The following is a 19,828-nucleotide window of genomic DNA, read 5'->3' as shown; positions in this document are numbered from 1 at the left end:
GGCTGCTCAGCCGCCGAAGTGTCCGTACATCGGATCGACCGCTTCGGGCGCGATACCCAGCAGTTCGGCGGCCTGCTCCACGACCGCATCGTGGACAAGTTCACTGACCTCGCCGTGGCCGCGGGCCGCTGTCTGTACGGGATGCCGGTAGATGACGATGGCGGCAGGGTCGTCGGAGGTTTCCGGCCGGAAGGTGCCAAGTGGGGCGCAACCGCCCAATGCGGCCAGTTCCTCAAGCTGCGGAGGGATGTCCTCCACCTGGAATTCAATGGAATCGATGACCGATCCCCACAACTGGTGCAGCCGCTCAGCGGATTCGAGAACGTACTGGTCGAACTGCTGGCTTCTGCTCAGCGAGGCGGGCGCACCGGGAGGAAGCAGCGGGGACCGTAGCCCGCGGCCGTGCCGGTTTCGCCGACGGAGCCGGAATGAGCTGTGGGCGTGTGGCTGCACCGCGCCGTCCCGGGTGCCGGGACCGGCAGCTTCAGGCGTTACCGCGTCCGCCGTCAACCGAACGGTGAAGTGCGATCCGTTCTCCATACACAAGACTTTAGACCTTCAACGGCGTCTCGGCGAGATGGCGCGAAATGCTGTAAATCCCCGCATGGCGAAAAGCCCTAAGGCCGCAAAGGATAGTAGGCTCAGGTGTCGTGGTAGCCATACGTCAATGTTCGCGATCAGCCTGCAGCAACAGGGCTATGTCCACTTTGACCTACGTCTATGCCGATTCCACCGCCGTCCTGGGACCGCTGGCCACCTACGCAGAGCCGCATTGTTACGATTTGTGTGCCGAGCATGCCGGCCGGCTGACGGTTCCGAGGGGCTGGGAAGTGGTCCGGCTGGCGCTCCCGCAAATGCCGGCCGAGCCCAACCCGGACGACCTGCTGGCCCTCGCCAATGCCGTCAGGGAAGCGGCGAACCCGCAGCCGGTGGAGGAGCCCGTTGCAACGCGCAGGTCCTCACGTGGGTCAATCGAGCCTCCCGCCGAGACCGGTGAAACCCGCCGGGGCCATCTGCGTATTCTGCGCGAATAAGCTCCGCCCGATAGGCTGGAATCACGGGGCTGCGTTCCGCCCCGGACGACTAAAGGTGCTCTCACGCGCCGGATAACCGGAGTATTTTCCCGATGCCAAACCTCGCTCCTGAGCTTTTGTCCATCCTGCGTTGCCCGGTCACTGGGTCCAAGCTCATCCAGGACGGGAACCAGCTGACCTCCGAGGCTCCGGGTCCGGATGGCAAGCCGTTGCGCTACAGCATCAATGAAGGAATCCCGGTGCTGCTGCCGGCCGACCTGCTCACGGCGGCGACGCAGGCGGGCTCGGACCAGCACGACGGACAAGCCACCACCGACTCAACGACGAAGTAGGAATACCCATGACTTTCGAATATAAAGTTGCCGATCTCTCCCTTCACGAGGCGGGGCGGCATCAGATCCGCCTGGCCGAGCATGAGATGCCCGGCCTGATGGCCTTGCGCGAGGAATACGGACAATCGAAGCCGCTGGCCGGCGCGAAGATCGCCGGCTCGCTGCACATGACCGTCCAGACCGCGGTGCTGATCGAGACCCTGCTGGCGCTCGGCGCAGAGGTCCGGTGGGCGTCCTGCAACATCTACTCCACCCAGGACGAGGCCGCGGCCGCCGTCGTCGTCGGCACCGGAACCGTCGATGAACCGGCGGGTGTGCCGGTGTTCGCGTGGAAGAACGAGTCGCTCGAAGACTACTGGTGGACCGCTTCGCGCATCCTCAGCTGGCCCGCAGGGGAGGATGGCAAGCCAACCGGTCCCAACATGATCCTCGACGACGGCGGCGACGCCACCCTGCTCGTGCACAAGGGTGTCGAGTTCGAGGCCGCCGGTTCGGTACCGAGTGCGCCTTCTCCCGACTCGGACGAATACAACCATGAGTTCGCCATCGTCCTGGACCTGCTGCGGAAAATCCAGGCGGAAGAGCCGAACAAGTGGACCGGACTTTCCGCCGGTGTCCTCGGCGTCACCGAAGAGACGACCACGGGCGTACACCGGCTGTACCAGCTGGCCGAGCAGGACGAATTGCTGTTCCCGGCTATCAACGTCAATGACTCGGTCACCAAGTCCAAGTTCGACAATAAGTACGGAATCCGCCACTCCCTGCCCGATGGCATCAACCGCGCCACCGACGTATTGATCGGCGGAAAGGTTGCCGTCATCTGTGGCTATGGCGACGTCGGCAAGGGTGCGGCGGAGGCATTGCGTGGCCAGGGCGCGCGGGTGATCGTGACCGAGATTGACCCCATTTGCGCGCTGCAGGCCGCCATGGATGGGTACCAAGTGACGACTCTGGATGCCGTCGTCGAGCGGGGCGATATCTTCATCACCACCACGGGTAACAAAGATGTCATCATGGCCGCTGATATGCAGCGGATGAAGCATCAGGCCATCGTGGGAAATATCGGCCACTTCGACAATGAGATCGACATTGCCGGCCTGTCGAAGGTCCCCGGTGTCAAGAAGGTGGAGATCAAGCCGCAGGTCCACGAATGGACTTTCGGTGCCGACGGAACCAAACCGCACAGCATCATCGTGCTGTCCGAGGGGCGTCTGTTGAATCTTGGCAATGCCACCGGACATCCCTCCTTCGTGATGAGCAACTCCTTCGCCAACCAGGTGATCGCGCAGATCGAACTGTTCGCGGCGGCTACAGGTTCGGGAGCCGGTGACGGGCTGGGACAGCAGGAGTACGAAAAGCAGGTTTACGTGCTCCCGAAGCTCCTTGACGAGAAGGTCGCGCGGCTGCATCTGGGTGCCCTGGGGGTTGAACTGACCGAGCTGACGAAGCCGCAGGCGGAGTACCTCGGCGTCGACGTGGCTGGGCCGTACAAGGCTGACCACTACCGGTACTAAAGGCCGCTGGACAGGTGGCGTTTGGTTCCGATGGGGCAAACGTTACCTGTCTGTAGTTCTCCTCGACGCGTAATTGCCCGGAATTCCGGGAACCGCCGCGTAGGCTTTAAACGGCGAGTAGTTCGCATTGAGGGGTGATGGGAGCCGGATGAGCGAGCAGAAGAGTAACCGCAAGGGCTGGAAAGTCGGGGCGCTGGTCACTGTCGCGCTGCTGTTGGTCGGTGGTGGCATCGGCGCAATCACGCTTCCCACATGGGCCGAGCAGAACGCCAATTCCAGTATCGAGGCGAAGATCGAGGCAGAGGCTGAAAGCCCGGCCCGGTCCACGCCGGGTATGGCCAGCCCTGTGGTCGAAGAAGTAAAGCTTCAGGCCACACCCGCCGATGGTGCGGTGGAGGTCAACCCCGCAACGGCCCCTGTCATCGAAGCTCAGAACGGCACTGTGGAATCGGTGAAGCTCGTTCCGGCGAGCGGCGGCGAATCGATTGAAGGCAAGCTCAGCGACGGCGGCCATGTCTGGACCGCTGCCGAACGTCTGGCGTTCAACACCCAGTACAACTTCAGTTACACAGTCGTCGATGGCGCGGGCCGGGAGACCACGAAAGCCAGGACCTTCACCACCATCGTCCCCGCAAATGAAGCAAACGCCTGGACCTACCCGTTGGATGGCATGACCGTTGGGGTCGGCCAGCCCCTGCAGATCAACTTCAGCGAACCTGTCCTGAATAAGGCCAAGGTCGAAAAGGCCATCTCCATTACGACGTCGGCAGGCCAAACCGGCGAATTCCACTGGTATAACGACGAGATGCTCCGGTACCGGCCCAAGGAATTCTGGGAAGCAAACAGCACCATCACCGTCGATTTCAAGCTCTTCGGCGTGGAATTCGGCAATGGGATGATCGGCAACCACGACTCCACCGTCACGGTGAACATCGCTGACAAGAAGGTCGCGGTCGTGGATAACAAGACCAAGGAGATGAAGGCCTACATCAACGGCGAGCTGGTGCGGACAATGCCCGCGACACTGGGGATGAAGGAATGGCCCTCCACCAGTGGAGTCCACGTGGTCATGGGCCAGCAACGGTACGCCGATTTCAACGCCGGAACCATCGGCCTGGAGCCCGGCGACGAGCACTACTACCCGCCCCTGACAGTCGAATACGCCAGCCGTATATCCCAGAGCGGTGAGTTCGTCCATGCCGCGCTTGAGGAAGCTCTGCCCTACCTTGGCAGCGTCAATGTTTCGCACGGGTGCATTGGGTTGACGGAGGCGAACGCGGGATGGTTCTTTAAGAACTTCGGGACAGGCGACGTCGTCAAGATCACCAACAGCAGCGGCGCGGAACTCGCCCCTCTGGACGGTTACGGCGACTGGAACATCAGCTGGGAAAACTGGACACAGGAGTAGCAGCCGCACGCTGCAGATTCGGACCGGCCCGGATCTTGGTTTCGGGGCCGGACTGTTCCGCCGGGTCGGTCCAGGGTTGCCTACCGTGAGTGGAACGGCAGCCGGTGCAGCCGCTCGCCAAGCCGTTCGCTCCGCTGACGTTGTGCGGTGAGCCGGGTGAAGTCCCGGCCGCGCCGCTCGCTCATCAGCGCGGACAGGAACTCCTGCGGTGCGGTTCCGGCAGGCGGCGCGGGAGAGACGTGCGCGGCAGCTTCGTTGGCCAGCGTTTCAGCAAGCTGCGCCCGTGAGGCCGGCGTCATTTTGGCTTCCTGGTGCAGAAATTGCGAGATCCTGCGTGCCAACGGATCGGGAAGCCTTCCGATGTCGGCCAAGGATGCCCACTGCTGCAGATGGGCCGGCGTCATGAACTGCAGGACGGGCGTGGGGGGCAACCGCTCGCGCATCGAGTAGGTGCCGGCCAGCATGTCGCCGAGCCGCTTCGACCGGTCATTGAGCATCGAAACGATGATCGCCACCGAGCCGAACAGCATATAGATCTCAAGTACTGCCAGCAGGGCGCGCAGCAGGGCGTGCCGGAAGCGTATCGATCCGCCGTCGTCGCGCACTATCCGCAGTCCCATTACGAGCTTTCCCAGCGATTTTCCACGGGTGAGCGTCTCGACCGCGATGGGCATGATGACGAGGATGAGCACCGCACCGGCCAGGATGAGCGCGCGGGAAGCCGAGGAGTTCAAAGATCCGGACACCGCCTCGCCGATTAAGTAGAAGCCGGCAAAAAATATGGCAATCTGAGCGGCGATATCGATCAGGACGCCGAGACCGCGTGCGGCAAAGGACGCCGGGCGGAGTTCGAGGACCACAGCCTCCCCGGTGACAATTGAACTCACTTCAAGCACCTTTCGGCTCGGGCACGGCGACCGGTCGGCCAGTCCGCCGGGAGGCAGGTAACGACTGCAACACCACTCTATAAGACCGGGCCACGGATGGGTGCTGACTGTTGGTGGGGTAATACAGCTAGGCTTGGAAGGTGGATATAGACGCCTTCACAGCGGTGCACCGCCCCGATTGGGAACGGCTGGATGTACTGGTGGCCAAGGGCCGGCTCACCGGCGCGGAATCAGACGAGTTACTGGTGCTGTACCAGCGCACCTCGACGCACTTGTCCATGGTCCGTTCGGTCGCTCCGGAAGGCGTGCTCTCGGCGTCGCTGTCCGCCAGGTTGGCCAGGGCGCGGACGACGTTCACAGGCGCACGCTCCAACTTCACCGAAGACCTGGCCAATTTCTTCGTGATCTCGCTGCCGGCGGCGTTTTACCGGCTGCGCTGGCTGACGCTCTGGGTCGGACTTGTCTTCATCGCCGTGGCTTGGCTCTACGGTGCCTGGGTTGCAACGACGCCGGAAGTGGTCCGTGCCATGGGCAGCGATGCTGAACTCGAGCAATACGTTGAAGAGGAGTTCGTCAACTACTACTCGACTGATCCGGCTGGTGCCTTTGCGGGCGCAGTATGGACCAACAACGCCTGGATTGCGGCGCAAATGGTCGCGTTTGGCATCACCGGCCTGTGGGTGCCGATGATCCTGTACCTTAATGCGCAGAGCACCGGAATGGCAGGCGGGCTGATGCATGCCTATGGAGAGCTCGACACCTTCTTCCTGTACATCCTGCCGCATGGCCTGATGGAACTCACTTCGATATTCATCGCCGGAGCCGCCGGTCTGCGCATTTTCTGGGCAGTTGTAGCTCCCGGCCCGCGGACACGGATTCAATCGGTGGCGCAGGAGGGACGGTCCCTGGTGACGGTCGCGCTGGGACTGGTGCTGGTCCTGCTGGTCTCCGGTTTGGTCGAAGGCTTCGTCACGCCCAGCCCGCTGCCCTCCTGGCTCAAAATCGGCATTGGTGCCACGGTTTTGGCGGCATACTGGATCTACACTCTGGTACTGGGCAAAAGAGCGTACGACGCCGGGGCCCGGGGAGATCTCAGCGCTCAGGATGCAGGGGAGACGGTCCGGGCGGCGTGACAGCCCGCTGGTCCGGGTGGGAGCTTCAGCCGAATCAGGTGCTTTCGGCTGTACGCTCGTCAGCAGCAGAAGAGATCGGAAACAGAAAGAGGCGGCAGTGATCAGCGAGAACAAGGCGGAGCATGACGTCCCGGGACGGGCCGGCACCGGTTCCGCTCCGGAGGAGGATTATTCCTCCCGTCCGAAGGAATCCGGACGCCGTGCTGCGGATACCGACGTTGACGATGCGCCGTCGGACGTCCACGGAGGTGCCGCTGGTCCAGCTGCGCCGTCGAACGCTGGGAGTCACACTGCTGCCGGGGACACGGCGTCGTTATCCACGAGTGAAGCGGCCGTCCGCCCGTCCAACAGTGAAGCCGAGCGTCGAGCCGCCGAACGCGACCAGGCGGCGAACGCGAAGCCGGTGCTCGCCCGGGTCCTCCAGGCGCTCGTGGCCGTATTCTTTCCCATCATTGTGATTGCCGCTGCCATCCGGGCCGTCACATCTCCACTGTTCCTGTGGTTCGAATACAACCGCCCAGGCTTCCCGGCAGACCGATTTGGATTCGACTCCGAAGAACGGATGACTTACGCCTCCTACACAATGGACTACCTGCTGAACTTTGCCGGACCGGAGTATCTTGGCGGTCTGGTGGGCCCTGGTGGGGATCCGCTTTTCGCCACTGGCGAAGTGGGCCACATGGCGGACGTCAAAATGGTCATTCAACTGACGTTCCTGGTGGCTCTCGTCCTGGTACTGGTGTCGGTCATTTCCATCATCTATCTGGCCCGGCGCTATCCCGGTGGGGTCCGGCGGGCCTTGTTCGCGGGGGCGGTGGCGACGCTGGTGCTGATCAGTGTCGTGGCCGTGCTGGCCGCCCTGGGGTGGCAGCGGTTCTTCGCGGCCTTCCATTCGGTGTTCTTCGCGGATGGAACCTGGACCTTCGCCGCGGACGATACCCTCATCCGGTTGTTCCCGGGACAGTTCTGGATTGACGCTGGCATTGCCGTTGCCGCGGTTATCCTGCTCATCTCGGTCGTGACGCTGCTGGCCACCTGGCCCACGAAACGGCGGCGCTCGGTGCGGTCCAGCTAAATCCGGCTGGATCCAGCCGGAACCGGCTGGAACCAGTTAGATCCAGCTTGGCATCCACATCCGCAACTGCCAGTGCTCGTAAGGGATCGTCTGTGCGGTCCAGATCGGCAGGAAGAACGCTGAAAGGGCCAGCGCCGTCACCACGAAGGCGCCCACCAGGATGAGGCCGCTCTGCCGGCGCCAGGCGGGTGCGGAGGATCTGCCGAGAACCAGGCCGAGGCAGTAGACCAGACCGAGGATCAGGAACGGTTCGAAGGCGATGGCGTAGAAAAAGAACGTTGTCCGGTCCGGATACATAAACCACGGCAGGTAGCCGGCAGCCACACCGGCCAGGATCGCGCCGGCGCGCCAGTCCCGCCGTCCGATCCAGTAAAAGAGCAGCACCAGCAGCGCCAGCGCGGCGGACCACCAGATTAACGGATTGCCGACGACGGAAATCGCCTGCGCGCACTCCTCCACCTGGCAGCCATCCTGGCCACGTGCCGGATCCTCGAAATAGAACGACGTCGGCCGTCCCAGCACCAGCCACGTCCAGGGATTCGCCTCGTAGGGATGCTCGGAGCTGAGACCTTGATGGAAGCTGTAGGCGCTGCGGTGGTACTCCGCCAATGACCGTAAGCTGTCCGGCAGCCAGCCCCAGGTGCTGGAGGGATTCTCGGCGGCCCAGTTGCGGTCGTAGGCATTGCGGGACATCAACCAGCCGGTCCAGGACCCAAGATAGGTCAGGGCGGCAACCGGAACCATGCAGACGAAGGCGAACAATCCGTCTTTCACCACACCGGCGGTAAACCAGCTCCGGACACCGGCAATCCGCCGCGCGTTCAAGTCCCAGAGCACGGTCATCAGGCCAAAGGCGGCGAGGAAGAACAACCCGGACCACTTCGTTCCCACCGCCAGGCCGAGGGCGATTCCCGCCGCCAGCCGCCACCAGCGAATGCCGAGCCAGGGCCCGGACGCCAACTGCGCCCGCGACGGGATGCCGCCGGAACCCGTGCGGGCAGCGAGCCTGCGGGCCAGCCGCCGTCGTCCGTCGTCGCGGTCCAGCAACAGGGCACCGAAAGCGACCACCACCCAGAACATCAGGAAGATGTCGAGCAGGGAGGTCCGGGAGTGAACCAAGTGATGCCCGTCGATGGCGACCAGCAGCCCTGCGATCCCGCCGAGCGTGGTGGAGTGGAACAACTTTTGGGCGATCAGCGCGATCAGCAGGATGGAGATTGTTCCCGCCAGTGCCGCGCTGAAGCGCCATCCGAACGAACTGTCCGGGCCAAAGATCCACATCCCGAACGCGATCATCCACTTGCCTACCGGTGGATGGACCACATAGGAGGCGCTGTCCTTAATGACGGACTGGTCCCCGGCGGCAAAGGCGGCATTCGCATCATCGGGCCAGTCACGCTCATAACCACTCAAGAGGTATGAATAGGCGTCCTTGACGTAATAGGTCTCGTCGAAGATGAGGGACTCCGGCTGGCCAAGCCGGACGAAGCGCAGCAACCCTCCGACGACGGCGGTCAGGACCGGAATCAACCAGCCCCAGAGCCGTAAAGTGAGCGGATCACCGAGCAGCCTCCGGCGGAGTCCGGCCGCACTGTAGAAAGTGGACGGGGCCTCCACCCAGCCGGAATTCCGCGCCGGCGTCGAGGGAATGGGCGCTGCCGTTTTCGGCGCCGCCTCTTGAATGGTCCGGCTCACTGGATCAATGCTACCGGCGGTGGCCTCCGGTTTATGCTAAGCATGCTTATGCTACGTTGCTGGCAGCTGCCGTCCAGCGGTCCGTCAGGCGCTACGCTGGATCAGTGGTGAATAACGCGGACAATAACGACGGCGGCGGCAGCATTGTGCTGGCAGCGACCCCTATCGGCAATATGGGCGATGCCTCCCCGCGCCTGACCGAGCTGCTGCAAACCGCGGACGTCATCGCCGCCGAGGATACCCGCCGGCTGCACAAACTGGTGCAGGCCCTGGGGATCACGCTGAATGCCCGCATCATCAGCTATCACGAACACAACGAAGCGAGCCGCACCGAAGATTTGCTTGAGACTGTCAGGGCCGGCAAGACGCTGTTGATGGTTACGGACGCCGGTATGCCCGCTGTTTCCGACCCTGGCTTCCGGCTGGTGGAAGCCGCGGCCGAGGCGGGACTTCTGGTCACCGCAATCCCCGGACCGTCGGCGGTACTGATGGCCCTTGCGCTGTCGGGCCTGCCCACCGACAGGTTCTGTTTTGAGGGATTCCTGCCGCGGAAGACCGGCGAGCGGTCATCCCGGCTGAAGGAGCTGGGCGGCGAACGCCGGACGATGGTGTTCTTTGAAGCTCCGCACCGGCTCGAGGCCATGCTCCGGGCCCTCGACAATGAATTTGGTGGCGACCGCCGGGCGGCGGTGGCACGCGAGCTGACCAAACTGCACGAGCAGGTGCTCCGCGGTTCCCTGCGCGAATTGCTGAACTGGGCGGAGGAGGGCGACGTCCGTGGCGAGATCGCCGTCGTCGTCGCCGGGGCTGGGGAAGCAGAGCCCGAGCGGCCGGAAGACCACGTTGCCGCTGTCAACGAACTGGTCGCCAAGGGAGCGCGTTTGAAGGAAGCCGTCAGCACGGTCGCTGAGGATGCCAGGATCAGCAAGCGCGAGCTCTACGCGGCCGTCCTCGCCGCCCGGTAAGGTGACCGGCGCCCGGGCTGCGGTGGACGGGCGGATTCCCGGCTCGACGGGCGGCCCGGCCGTTATGCAGCTGCACAGCCTCGGCGCTGTGATCCTGTGCGGTCTTGTATGGACAGTGGGTTGACGGCGGCGATAGCGTGATGCGAAGAAGATGACTTTGCTCACCTGAGGGCAATGGCATCGGTTCTGTATCCAACACTCGAAGTACGGAGTCACAAACCATGGCCTTTTCCGCTGCACATGAAAGCGAGCTTCTCGCTTCCGTCCCCACCGGCCTTCTGATTGGTGGCCAGTGGCGTCCGGCCACCGGCGACAAGACGTTCGACGTCGAGGATCCGGCCACCGGCGAAACCCTGCTGAGCATTGCCGACGCCACGCCCGAAGATGGCGCCGCAGCCCTCGACGCCGCAGTCGCCGCCCAGGAATCATGGGGGAAGACCCCCGCCCGCGAACGAGGGGAAATCCTCCGCCGGGCCTTTGAAGCTGTCACCGCGCGCGCCGACGACTTCGCCCTGCTGATGACCTTGGAGATGGGCAAGCCACTGGCCGAGTCCCGCGGCGAAGTCACCTATGGAGCAGAATTTCTGCGTTGGTTCTCCGAGGAAGCGGTACGGACCTCCGGCCGCTACTCGACCTCGCCGGATGGCAAAAGCCGGATGCTGGTCAGCAAGAAGCCTGTCGGGCCCAGCCTGCTGATCACCCCCTGGAACTTCCCGCTGGCCATGGCCACCCGCAAGATCGCCCCGGCGGTTGCCGCCGGTTGCACCATGGTCCTCAAGCCCGCGACCTTGACCCCGCTGACGTCGTCGTTGTTTGCCCAGGTGCTGCAGGAAGCGGGATTGCCCGACGGTGTGTTGAACATTGTGCACACGACCGACGCCGGGGGAGTGACCGGGCCGCTGATCCAGGACCCGCGGCTGCGCAAAATCTCCTTCACGGGCTCCACCCCGGTGGGCCGCTCGCTGCTGGCCGATGCATCGCAGAATGTCCTGCGCACCTCGATGGAGCTCGGCGGCAATGCACCATTCCTGGTCTTCGAGGACGCGGATCTGGACGCCGCGGTCACCGGAGCGATGGCGGCGAAGCTGCGGAACATGGGCGAGGCCTGCACCGCCGCCAACCGGTTTATCGTCCACGAGTCGGTTGCCGGCGAGTTCGCCGAGAAGTTCGCGGCGAAGATGGCGGAGCTGACGCTGGCCCGCGGTACCGAGGACGACTCGAAGGTCGGTCCGTTGATCGATGGAAAGAGCCGTGACAAGGTCCATGCCCTCGTGCAGGACGCGCTCGACGGCGGAGCCAAGGCGGTCACCGGTGGTTCACCTGTGGACGGAGCGGGCTATTTTTACCAGCCGACGGTGCTCATCGAAGTGCCGGCGTCCGCCCGGATCCTGCAGGAGGAAATCTTTGGCCCGGTGGCGCCGATTGTTACCTTCAGTACCGAAAACGAGGCTGTCGCGATGGCCAACGACACGGAATATGGCCTGGTCTCCTTCGTCTTCACCAAAAACCTGAACCGCGGACTGCGTATCGGCGAGAAGCTCGAGACCGGCATGTTGGGCCTGAACGCCGGCGTGGTCTCTAACGCCGCGGCACCCTTTGGCGGAGTGAAGCAGTCCGGGCTGGGACGCGAGGGAGGTCTGGAAGGTATCGAGGAATACCTGTACACGCAGTACACCAGCATCGCCGACCCGTACGCCGACGACCAGTAATAGCCGTCGACCCGGCTTCCTTGTGAGGGGCAGCCGGCCCGCTTGGGGGTGCACTCCTCAGGGCAGCTGCCCGCTTGGTCAGTGCACTCCAGCCCACTTTGCGGTGCGGGTAAGTGGGCCGGGATGGTTTCTGCCCACTCGCCGGCGTCGAATATTGGGCTGAAGGCGTCGGGCCGGCGTCGGATTGGCGTTGGCCCGCGTCGGATTGGCGTTGGCCCGCGTCGGATTGGCGTCGTGCGGGCGTCGGATTGTGTCGGTTGGAGCCGGAGACGGTGCGCGAGGCACCAGTCCTGGGCGCCTTCCGTAACAGTGGAAGTGATGGATCGGACCGTTGGCCAAACACCCGGCTTGGACCAGGGCGGTCAGTTAGGGGGTGCGCCGCCAGGGGCGCCAGAGGGATTTTGGCAGCAGGACGGCGCGGAACCGTTGCCCGCGGGTGCTGTTGAGGTTGATGGCCTCGTTGACCAACACGACATCCTCGCCCGCACCGTGCTTGTCGTCGTCGCTTGAACTGCGCCCCCCGGCGTCGCCCGGACCATGCTCGTCGTCGACTTCGCGGTGCCCGTCGTAGCCGGAGAGTTCCGGCACGGCTGCAGCACCGCCGGGTCCTGCCGCACCGCCAGCTTCTGCCATACCGCCAGCTCCCGTCGCACCGCCAAGTCCGGCCGCGACCAGTTCCTTCACAGGGCGCCCATATTCCGCCCGCTCGTAGGCGTGGGACAGACGGCGCATCGCCTTCGACGCTTCCACGCCCAGCAATCCGGCGCGGCCCAGCCTGTCGGTGAAGGTCCGTGGTGTCTCGCTCGGGTCCGCTCCAGCGCCATGGTCCATCGCGGTATCGTTCACCTCGCGCCAGGCGGTGATGGCGGACGTGTCGTCGTCGTACTTCTTCCGCACGACACCAAGGCGGCTAACGGAGATCCTCCGGCGGGTCAGATGCGGCATGGCCAGCAATGCCAATAGTGCGGCGACGACACCGGCGGTGATCCAGCCGGCGTTCGACTCTTCGTCCTGCGCCGTCCGTGGCGCGGCCGTGGACTGATCCTGCCCTTCGGTCTCTTCGTCGTCGGAACCGGCGTCTTCGGGTGCCTGCGGGTTTAGGTTGCCGGGGGTGATGTCCGAGTTGAAGTCCTCCGTCTGCGGTTGTGCGTAGTCGGGGACAACGCCGCGGGAGGTGGTGGGCTCGAACTTCACCCAGCCCAGACCGGCGAAATACAGTTCCGGCCAGGCGTGCGCGTCATCGGAATCCACCTCGAAGACCGGCACTTCCTCGCCGTTGCGGTTGGTGACGGTGTCTCCCGTTGCCGTTCCCGGGGCGTAGCCGACAGCGATCCGGCTGGGAATGCCTTCGGCCCGGGCCATCACGGCCATCGCTGCGGAATAGTGCACACAGTAACCGCTCTTTTCCTCCAGGAAGCGTGCGACGACATCCATGGAGCTGCCGTCATAGCCGCCCTGCACCGGTGCTGTTTCCGAATACACGAAATCTTCTGAACGGAGGTAGTTCTGGATCGCCATTGCCTTGCGGTAACGGTTATCAACTCCGGAGGTGATTTCATCAGCGGTTTCATTGATGAGGTCCGGTGTGTCTTCAGGCAGCTCCAGGAACGGGTCCTCAAGGGCGTCGGACGGGATCGCGCTCGCGTCGGCAAGGGTCTCCGGGGTCAGGACAGGGGAGATGCTCGTGACGGCGTAACTTTGGTCCGCCGTCGTTGATTGATCCATCCCCATGATGCTCAGGGTTCTGGGATCAACGCTCCACTGCCCGGCCAGGCCGGCGATTTCGACCGGCGCATAAGGCACCGGCAGCCAGGGGCTGACGAAGTCACCGGCGTCAATCCTGGTAGTGGAGAAACTGACCTGGCCGCGCAGTTGGTCGCGGGCCGAGGAGCCAATGGAGTCCAGCCCCACTACACGCTCGTCCTCCCTTGGCTCGGGCTCCCAGGTGGAGCCGTCAAAGTTCTCCAGCGTTACCGCACGCAGGTAGACCGGTTCTTCGTCAGTGGTCGTGTAGGTCATTCTGCCCGCGCTGCCAGGGTTGCGCAGGTCATTGCCCAACGTGACCATCGGATTCAAGCCGGACGAGGTGCCGAGGCTGAGCCGGGTCCCTTCGGGAAACAGGCCGGAGGTGAATCCGGGCACCGCGACTGGCAGGACCAGCGTCGCGGCGAGGCCTGCGGCACCGATGGCGACGGCGCGGTTCAGTTGCGAGGCTGAGTAGCCGCCTGAGTCTGCGCTGCTGCGGTTGGACACCCAGTGCGCGCAGCCGAGCAACACCAGGTACCCCATCACGGCGGCCGCGTAGCCGCTGCCTCCGACGCCATTCGGCTTGACGATGGCGGGTACCAACAACACGGCCAGCAATCCCAGACCACTGGTCGCTGGCATCTGCAGTGTTGCGGCCAGCGTGTCGATCAGCAGCGCCACCAGGGCCAGACCAACACAGGCAACCAGCACTATCCCGGGCGTGGTCTGCACCGGAGCGACCTGGCTGACTACAACCTGATTGGCATCGAGCAGCAACAGCCACAGCGCATCGAGGGTCTCCGTGGTTGGCACCACCCCCAAAAAGCTGTCGCCGGGGAAGAACATCAGCGTCAGGATGGCGATGAGGACAGCGATGCCGGCTACCGGAATCAGCGCGGCAGGCACCCTCAGGATCCGGGCGCCGGCGGTTGCCGCGAGGACTGCGGCGACGCTGACCGTCACCTGCGACAGCCAACCCCAGCCGAGGAACACGCCATTGAGGCTGAACGCGGAGAAAATGACGGCGATTCCGATGGCGGCACTAAGCACCCAAGGCCAGGTTCCCACCGGTTGCTTGCCCTGCGCAGGCCCGGCTTTGGGCGGGGCCGGGGAGGCCACCGGTCCGCGGCTGTCGGTCTGAGTGGCACTCATGTCCTGGTCCCGATCGTGGTTCTGGCCGTGGAACTGGTGTGTGTCTGCGGTGCATCGTAGTAGGACCAGGCTGAGGGCAGCGGCGTCCTGGAATTCACGGCGACGGCGCGCCAACCGCCATGGCGCAGAACATCCAGCACGGGCTCACTGTCGTTTGGCGGGTCCACGATCACGAAGGCAAAGGCATGGGATCCGTATTCAGCCGCCGAGGCCAGTTCGCGGGCCTCGTCATGGGTCAACCGGCCGGTGATGGCTACGAGCGGTCCGCGCAATTTGTGCATCGCGAGCTTATCCATCAATGCGTCGCCGAAGGCCCGTGCGGGCGCGGACGTCCGGGAGGGCCCGGGCTCGGGCTCCAGTTCAAGCGCGGCCAGACTCTCGGAAAGATTGTGCAGGCCGGCGCTGCCGGAGAATTCCTCTTCCTCCGGCCATGGCGAGGATACGGAACGGCGCAGGCCCGGGGCGGCGTAACTGTCCAGCACCCGGATGGCATAGTTCCGCTCCACCAAGTGGTGGGCGATGGAGACGGCGGCCGTGACGGCCCATTCAAAGTTGACGGTGGTCAGCAAGGTGTCCTTGGCCGGAGTGCTTTCCGCCAGCGAGGTGAAGGCGCTGCTGCTGAAGCTGGCGGCGCGCTGGTCCATAATGATCGTGGCCTCAGGGGTGGTGACTGATTCCTCCTGCCGGACCATCAGTTCCCCGGCCCGGGCGGTGGCAGGCCAGTGCACGCGCCGCATCGGATCTCCATGGCGGTACTCGCGGGTCATCACATCATCGTTGCTCGGGTTGGCCTGCGTCCTGGTGGCCGTGGAGCCGTCGGTGCCGCGGGAACCGGTGACCGCCGTTTCGGGCAAGTCCAGCGGGGCCGGTGTGACCGTCAGCCGGTCGACGTCGCCGAGGATGTTCTGGTGCCGGCTCAAGCCAAATGGGTCGCCAAACTCCGCCGAGACTGGCCCGATTTTGTACAGTCCGCGGTGGCTTGAGCGCAGCTTGTACTCGTACAGGCTCTGCCCACGGCGGCCCGGCGACCGTGACGGATACTTGAACGTCGGTGCCTCGCCGAAACGCTGAGGGAGCTGCTCGGCCATCGTGACAATGCCGCCCAGCGAACCGTGCGCGCGCACCGACAACCGGACCGTCGTCGTCGAGTTGGTTTCGATGGAGATTGGCCGGAAGGTGCGTCCGACGTCGAATGCCGGCTTGAGCAGGTGCAGTGCCAAGGCTGCCAAAAGTGGAAGCAACACCAGGAAAAAACCCAGATGCAGCAGATCCCTGCGGCCAAGGATCTCTGCCGCGATGAGTGCGATGGCCCCGGCTATGCACAGCCCCCAGCCGCGTCCGGTGAGGACGCTTGAGGGCAGTTTCTCCAACACCTGTCTGCTCCGTCTGATCAGCGCCGGGCGGCGGTGCGTTGGCCGCCGGATGCAACTGGAAGCTTAGCGAGGATCGACTCGATCACGCTCGAAGGGCTCTCTCCCGCGCTCGAGGCTTTCCGGTCGAGGATGAGCCGGTGTGCCAGCACGGCCGGAGCGGCGGCGGAGACGTCGTCGGGAAGGACGAAATCCCGCCCAGCCAGCGCGGCGGCGGCCTTGGCGGCCCGGAGAAGCTGCAGCAGCGCCCGCGGGCTGGCACCAAGACGCAGTTGCGGGTGCTCCCGGGTGGCCCGGCCGAGGCTGACTATGTACTCCTTGACCGGCGGTGCGACGTAGACGTTCCGGACCAGGTCGATCATGGCGGCGACCTCGTCACCGCCGACCACAGGCCGGATATTGGCCAGCGGGGAGATCGACTGATGCGTCTCCAGCATCTCGATTTCGGCCTCGGTGTCCGGATAGCCCATGGAGATGCGGGCCATGAAACGGTCGCGCTGCGCCTCGGGCAGCGGATAAGTCCCTTCCATCTCAATCGGATTCTGGGTGGCCACGACCATAAATGGCTCGCCAAGTGGATAGGAGTTGCCGTCGACGGTGACCTGGTGTTCCTCCATGCACTCCAGCAGCGACGATTGCGTCTTGGCCGAGGCCCGGTTGATTTCGTCACCGATGACGATGTTGGCGAAGACGGGTCCGGGCCGGAATTCGAATTCCTGCGATGACTGGTTGAACACCGATACGCCGGTCACATCGGAGGGCAGCAGGTCAGGAGTGAACTGGATGCGGCTGACCGAGCAGTCAATGGCACGGGCGAGGGTCTTCGCCAACATTGTTTTCCCGACGCCGGGAACGTCCTCCAGCAGCAGGTGCCCCTGGGCAAGCAACACCGTCAGGGAAAGCCGCGCTGCTTCCTCTTTGCCGTCGATAACCGTGCCGATAACGTCCAGGATCCGGTTACTGGCCCGGTGGAAGTGATCGGTCGTCATCCCGGCGGTCTTGGCCTGTCCGTTGCTGGCCACAGCCTGGTTTCCCGGACTCTTGGCCAAGGACGTGAAGCCGGCCCGTGTATTCGCAGTCTTGGCGACGTTCCGGCCCCCGCCGGAAACACCTGCCTGCCCCGGATCGATCGCGTGGTCATGGGATTCCATGCACGCCCCCCTCTGAATTGAAAAAGACATACCTCTTAGTGATTTAGATTACTAGCTCAACGAGCTCCACGGGCACAAAGTTCAGTTCGACGCCGCCGCGAACCCTTAAGCTGAAAAGTGGTCACCGGCAGGACGAGGAAAGTTGAGCGAAAATGTGTAACCAGCAAGAAGGCGCGGCTGGGCTTATTCCAGCGGCATACCGCCGTCCCGCTGAACCCGGTGATGGGCCCGACGACGGCGCTATGGCCTCCGGGGAAGCGGCACCGGAGGGCGGTCGTTCCCGTGGCGCGGTCGACAGCAATGGCCAGCGCAGGGCACTTGATTATCCGCCCGCCCCGGATCCCTTGCCGGTACAGGTAATCGACAACCACACGCATCTTGATTTCCGCGACGGTGCGGTCGAGGTTTCCGTGCGCGATGCGCTCGACGCGGCGGAGTTGGCCGGGGTCAAGGGGGCGGTCCAGGTCGGTTGTGACCTGGCGTCTTCCCGGTTCACCGTTGAGGCCCTCGACATCGAACCCCGGCTGCTGGGCGCCGTCGCCATCCATCCGAATGAGGCGCCGTTGATGGCGCAGGCAGGCACCCTGGAGTCCGCACTGGATGAGATCGAACAGCTGGCCGCCCATCCCCGCGTCCGCTGCATCGGCGAAACCGGACTGGACTACTTCCGCACGGCCGCGGATGGAATCGAGCGCCAGCAGTATTCTTTCCGCCGCCACATCGACCTGGCCAAGCGCCTTGGCCTGGCGCTGCAGATCCACGACCGCGATGCGCATGATGACGTGGTGCGGATCCTGCGCGAGGAAGGAGCCCCGGAACGGGTGGTATTCCACTGCTTCTCCGGCGATGCTGAACTCGCCCGGATCTGCAATGCGGAGGGCTGGTACATGTCCTTCGCGGGGACATTGACCTTCAAGAATGCGGCAAACCTGCGCGAGGCGCTCGCGGTCGCCGAACTGGACCGGATCCTGGTCGAGACCGATTCACCCTTCCTGACGCCACACCCGTACCGGGGCCGGCCCAACGCCAGCTACATGGTTCCCTATACCGTCCGTGCGGTCGCGGAACTGCGGGGCATTGACACCGCCGAACTGGGGGCGCGGCTGGTGGATACCACGGAGGCGGTGTACGGATCCTGGGCGCTGGTTTGATCGGTTATCTCATTTCGGTTACGGTGTTCTCTTATTAGCCGGGGTCGGGGAAGGCCTTGCGGACTAATGTGATCCATCAGTGCTGAGCGTTGGACGTTCCCGTTCGTACGGCCAAACTCACCGCTGCCGCATATCGCCATGCACGGATTCTGCCTGGGGTGGAACTTTTTATCCGTGCAATTCGGCGCGCCCATTCCCCGTGCCCGGTCACTCGCAACGATATGGGTCTCCATGCTTAGTGCATTCTCGAAACGCTGGCTGAAACTTGCCGGCAAGGCATCCGTGATGACGGCACTCGTCCTGGGGCTGGTGGCTTTTGTCGGCACCAACAAGGACGTCGTCCTGACCGTTGATGGCCAAGCCAGTTCGGTAACGACCTTCGGGGGAACAGTCGCTGAAGCTCTGGAAACCGCCGACGTCGAAGTTTCCGCCCACGACGAGGTGCAGCCGGCGCTGTCCGCGCCGGTGGATGACGGGACCCGGATCACTGTCAACACAGCCAAGGAAGTCCAGGTGGAGTTGAACGGCGCCGAGCGCGTTGTCCACACGACCGGTTACACGGTGGGGGACATGGTGGATGAGATGGGCGTCCCGGAACAGGCAGAAGTTTCCGAGCCGGCCACTATGGTCCTCGCTTCGAGTGGCGACTACGTCGAGATTTCCACCCCGAAGACCGTCCATATCCTCGCCGATGGGCAAAAGCACAGCGAGGAAACCACCGCCACCACCGTGGGTCAGCTGCTCGATGAGTCCGGTATCAAGTTTGACGACGACGACCGCGTCTCGGTGTCCGGCGACGCTCCGATCGTTGACAACATGGCGCTGAAGATCACCCGCGTCGACACGTCCACCAAGGACACGGTCGAGGAAACCATTCCGTTTGAATCAGTCACCGAAGAGGACGCCAGCCTGTATGAAGGCCAGCGGGAAGTGGCGCAGGCAGGCCAGGCTGGAACACTGGTGAAGACCTACTCGCTTGTGCGCATTGACGGCGAAGAGGTCGGCCGCAAGCTGGTGAGCGAAGAAGTCAGCATCAAACCAGTGATGCAGAAAATCGCCGTCGGAACCATGGAACGCCCGGAGCCTGAACCCGCGCCGAAGCCCGAACCCGCGCCGGAGCCTGAACCGGCGACCGAACCGGAGACGTCTTCCGGCAGCAGCGGAACCACGCTGCCCGGCCCGGGCGCCGGAGTCTGGCAGGCGCTGGCCGACTGCGAGTCCGGTGGCAACTGGTCCATCAATAGCGGTAACGGTTACTACGGCGGCCTGCAATTCAGCCAGAGCAGCTGGATGGGCGCCGGCGGCGGAAAGTACGCACCGCTGCCGCATCAGGCAAGCCCCGCTGAGCAGATCGCAACCGCCAAGGTGCTGAAGCAAAGCGGCGGCTGGGGACACTGGCCCTCATGCGCGTCGAAACTGGGACTACTCTGATTGGTCTGACTGCTCAGCTTGCGTTGACTGTGCCGGTTGCCGCCAGGTGTGGCCGGCGCTGAATACGACGACCGG

General features: G+C 64.0%; 16 protein-coding genes. 10 read left to right on the top strand and 6 right to left on the bottom strand.

Annotated elements, in window-relative coordinates:
- Positions 1 to 6: 6 nt before the first annotated feature.
- On the bottom strand, positions 7 to 540 hold the full coding sequence (locus ACX80B_RS04305; RefSeq protein ID WP_459293391.1) for a metallopeptidase family protein: 534 nt from the start codon (positions 538 to 540) through the stop codon (positions 7 to 9).
- A 158-nt stretch (positions 541 to 698) separates the two neighbouring features.
- On the opposite strand from ACX80B_RS04305, the gene ACX80B_RS04300 reads away from it, so the two are divergent.
- From ACX80B_RS04300 to ACX80B_RS04285, 4 genes are all read left to right on the top strand, one after another.
- Positions 699 to 1,034: a DUF3499 domain-containing protein gene (locus ACX80B_RS04300; RefSeq protein WP_459293389.1), complete on the top strand. Its 336-nt coding sequence runs from the start codon at positions 699 to 701 to the stop codon at positions 1,032 to 1,034.
- Positions 1,035 to 1,126: 92 nt separating this feature from the next.
- On the top strand, positions 1,127 to 1,366 hold the full coding sequence (locus tag ACX80B_RS04295; protein WP_459293387.1) for a Trm112 family protein: 240 nt from the start codon (positions 1,127 to 1,129) through the stop codon (positions 1,364 to 1,366).
- 8 nt (positions 1,367 to 1,374) lie between these two features.
- Positions 1,375 to 2,880, top strand: coding sequence for an adenosylhomocysteinase (gene ahcY, locus ACX80B_RS04290; RefSeq protein WP_459293385.1), 1,506 nt, complete (start codon positions 1,375 to 1,377; stop codon positions 2,878 to 2,880).
- A 148-nt stretch (positions 2,881 to 3,028) separates the two neighbouring features.
- On the top strand, positions 3,029 to 4,288 hold the full coding sequence (locus ACX80B_RS04285; RefSeq protein ID WP_459293383.1) for a L,D-transpeptidase: 1,260 nt from the start codon (positions 3,029 to 3,031) through the stop codon (positions 4,286 to 4,288).
- A gap of 80 nt (positions 4,289 to 4,368) precedes the next feature.
- Here ACX80B_RS04285 and ACX80B_RS04280 read toward each other — a convergent pair whose 3' ends face one another.
- Positions 4,369 to 5,175, bottom strand: coding sequence for an RDD family protein (locus ACX80B_RS04280; protein ID WP_459293381.1), 807 nt, complete (start codon positions 5,173 to 5,175; stop codon positions 4,369 to 4,371).
- A gap of 140 nt (positions 5,176 to 5,315) precedes the next feature.
- Between ACX80B_RS04280 and ACX80B_RS04275 the strand changes: the two genes are divergently transcribed.
- Positions 5,316 to 6,308, top strand: coding sequence for a stage II sporulation protein M (locus ACX80B_RS04275; protein ID WP_459293379.1), 993 nt, complete (start codon positions 5,316 to 5,318; stop codon positions 6,306 to 6,308).
- A 97-nt stretch (positions 6,309 to 6,405) separates the two neighbouring features.
- On the top strand, positions 6,406 to 7,383 hold the full coding sequence (locus ACX80B_RS04270; protein ID WP_459293377.1) for a TIGR01906 family membrane protein: 978 nt from the start codon (positions 6,406 to 6,408) through the stop codon (positions 7,381 to 7,383).
- Between the two features lie 36 nt (positions 7,384 to 7,419).
- Here ACX80B_RS04270 and ACX80B_RS04265 read toward each other — a convergent pair whose 3' ends face one another.
- Positions 7,420 to 9,078, bottom strand: a complete 1,659-nt coding sequence (locus ACX80B_RS04265) for a dolichyl-phosphate-mannose--protein mannosyltransferase (RefSeq protein WP_459293375.1) — start codon at positions 9,076 to 9,078, stop codon at positions 7,420 to 7,422.
- A 104-nt stretch (positions 9,079 to 9,182) separates the two neighbouring features.
- Here ACX80B_RS04265 and rsmI point away from each other — a divergent pair, with 104 nt between their 5' ends.
- Positions 9,183 to 10,043, top strand: coding sequence for a 16S rRNA (cytidine(1402)-2'-O)-methyltransferase (gene rsmI, locus ACX80B_RS04260; RefSeq protein ID WP_459293373.1), 861 nt, complete (start codon positions 9,183 to 9,185; stop codon positions 10,041 to 10,043).
- A gap of 221 nt (positions 10,044 to 10,264) precedes the next feature.
- Positions 10,265 to 11,752 (top strand): NAD-dependent succinate-semialdehyde dehydrogenase, encoded by a 1,488-nt coding sequence (locus ACX80B_RS04255; RefSeq protein ID WP_459293371.1) that lies wholly within the window; start codon positions 10,265 to 10,267, stop codon positions 11,750 to 11,752.
- Between the two features lie 366 nt (positions 11,753 to 12,118).
- On the opposite strand, the gene ACX80B_RS04250 is transcribed toward ACX80B_RS04255, so the two are convergent.
- The 3 genes from ACX80B_RS04250 to ACX80B_RS04240 are packed head-to-tail and all read right to left on the bottom strand — an operon-like array spanning position 12,119 to position 17,171.
- Positions 12,119 to 14,650, bottom strand: coding sequence for a transglutaminase TgpA family protein (locus ACX80B_RS04250; RefSeq protein WP_459293369.1), 2,532 nt, complete (start codon positions 14,648 to 14,650; stop codon positions 12,119 to 12,121).
- Positions 14,647 to 16,023: a DUF58 domain-containing protein gene (locus ACX80B_RS04245; protein WP_459293367.1), complete on the bottom strand. Its 1,377-nt coding sequence runs from the start codon at positions 16,021 to 16,023 to the stop codon at positions 14,647 to 14,649. The genes ACX80B_RS04250 and ACX80B_RS04245 overlap by 4 nt, the downstream gene beginning before the upstream one ends.
- A 17-nt stretch (positions 16,024 to 16,040) precedes the next feature.
- Entirely contained in the window at positions 16,041 to 17,171 is a 1,131-nt protein-coding gene (locus ACX80B_RS04240; protein WP_459293365.1) for an AAA family ATPase, read from the bottom strand.
- A 152-nt stretch (positions 17,172 to 17,323) separates the two neighbouring features.
- On the opposite strand from ACX80B_RS04240, the gene ACX80B_RS04235 reads away from it, so the two are divergent.
- Both ACX80B_RS04235 and ACX80B_RS04230 read left to right on the top strand, forming a co-directional pair.
- Positions 17,324 to 18,322, top strand: coding sequence for a TatD family hydrolase (locus ACX80B_RS04235; protein WP_459293363.1), 999 nt, complete (start codon positions 17,324 to 17,326; stop codon positions 18,320 to 18,322).
- Between the two features lie 231 nt (positions 18,323 to 18,553).
- Positions 18,554 to 19,753, top strand: coding sequence for a transglycosylase family protein (locus tag ACX80B_RS04230; protein WP_459293361.1), 1,200 nt, complete (start codon positions 18,554 to 18,556; stop codon positions 19,751 to 19,753).
- Positions 19,754 to 19,828 lie beyond the last annotated feature (75 nt).

It is taken from the genome of Arthrobacter monumenti, assembly GCF_054511255.1.
The sequence above is the reverse complement of the archived record's forward strand: the minus strand, read 5'-3'. Positions and strand labels throughout refer to the sequence as shown.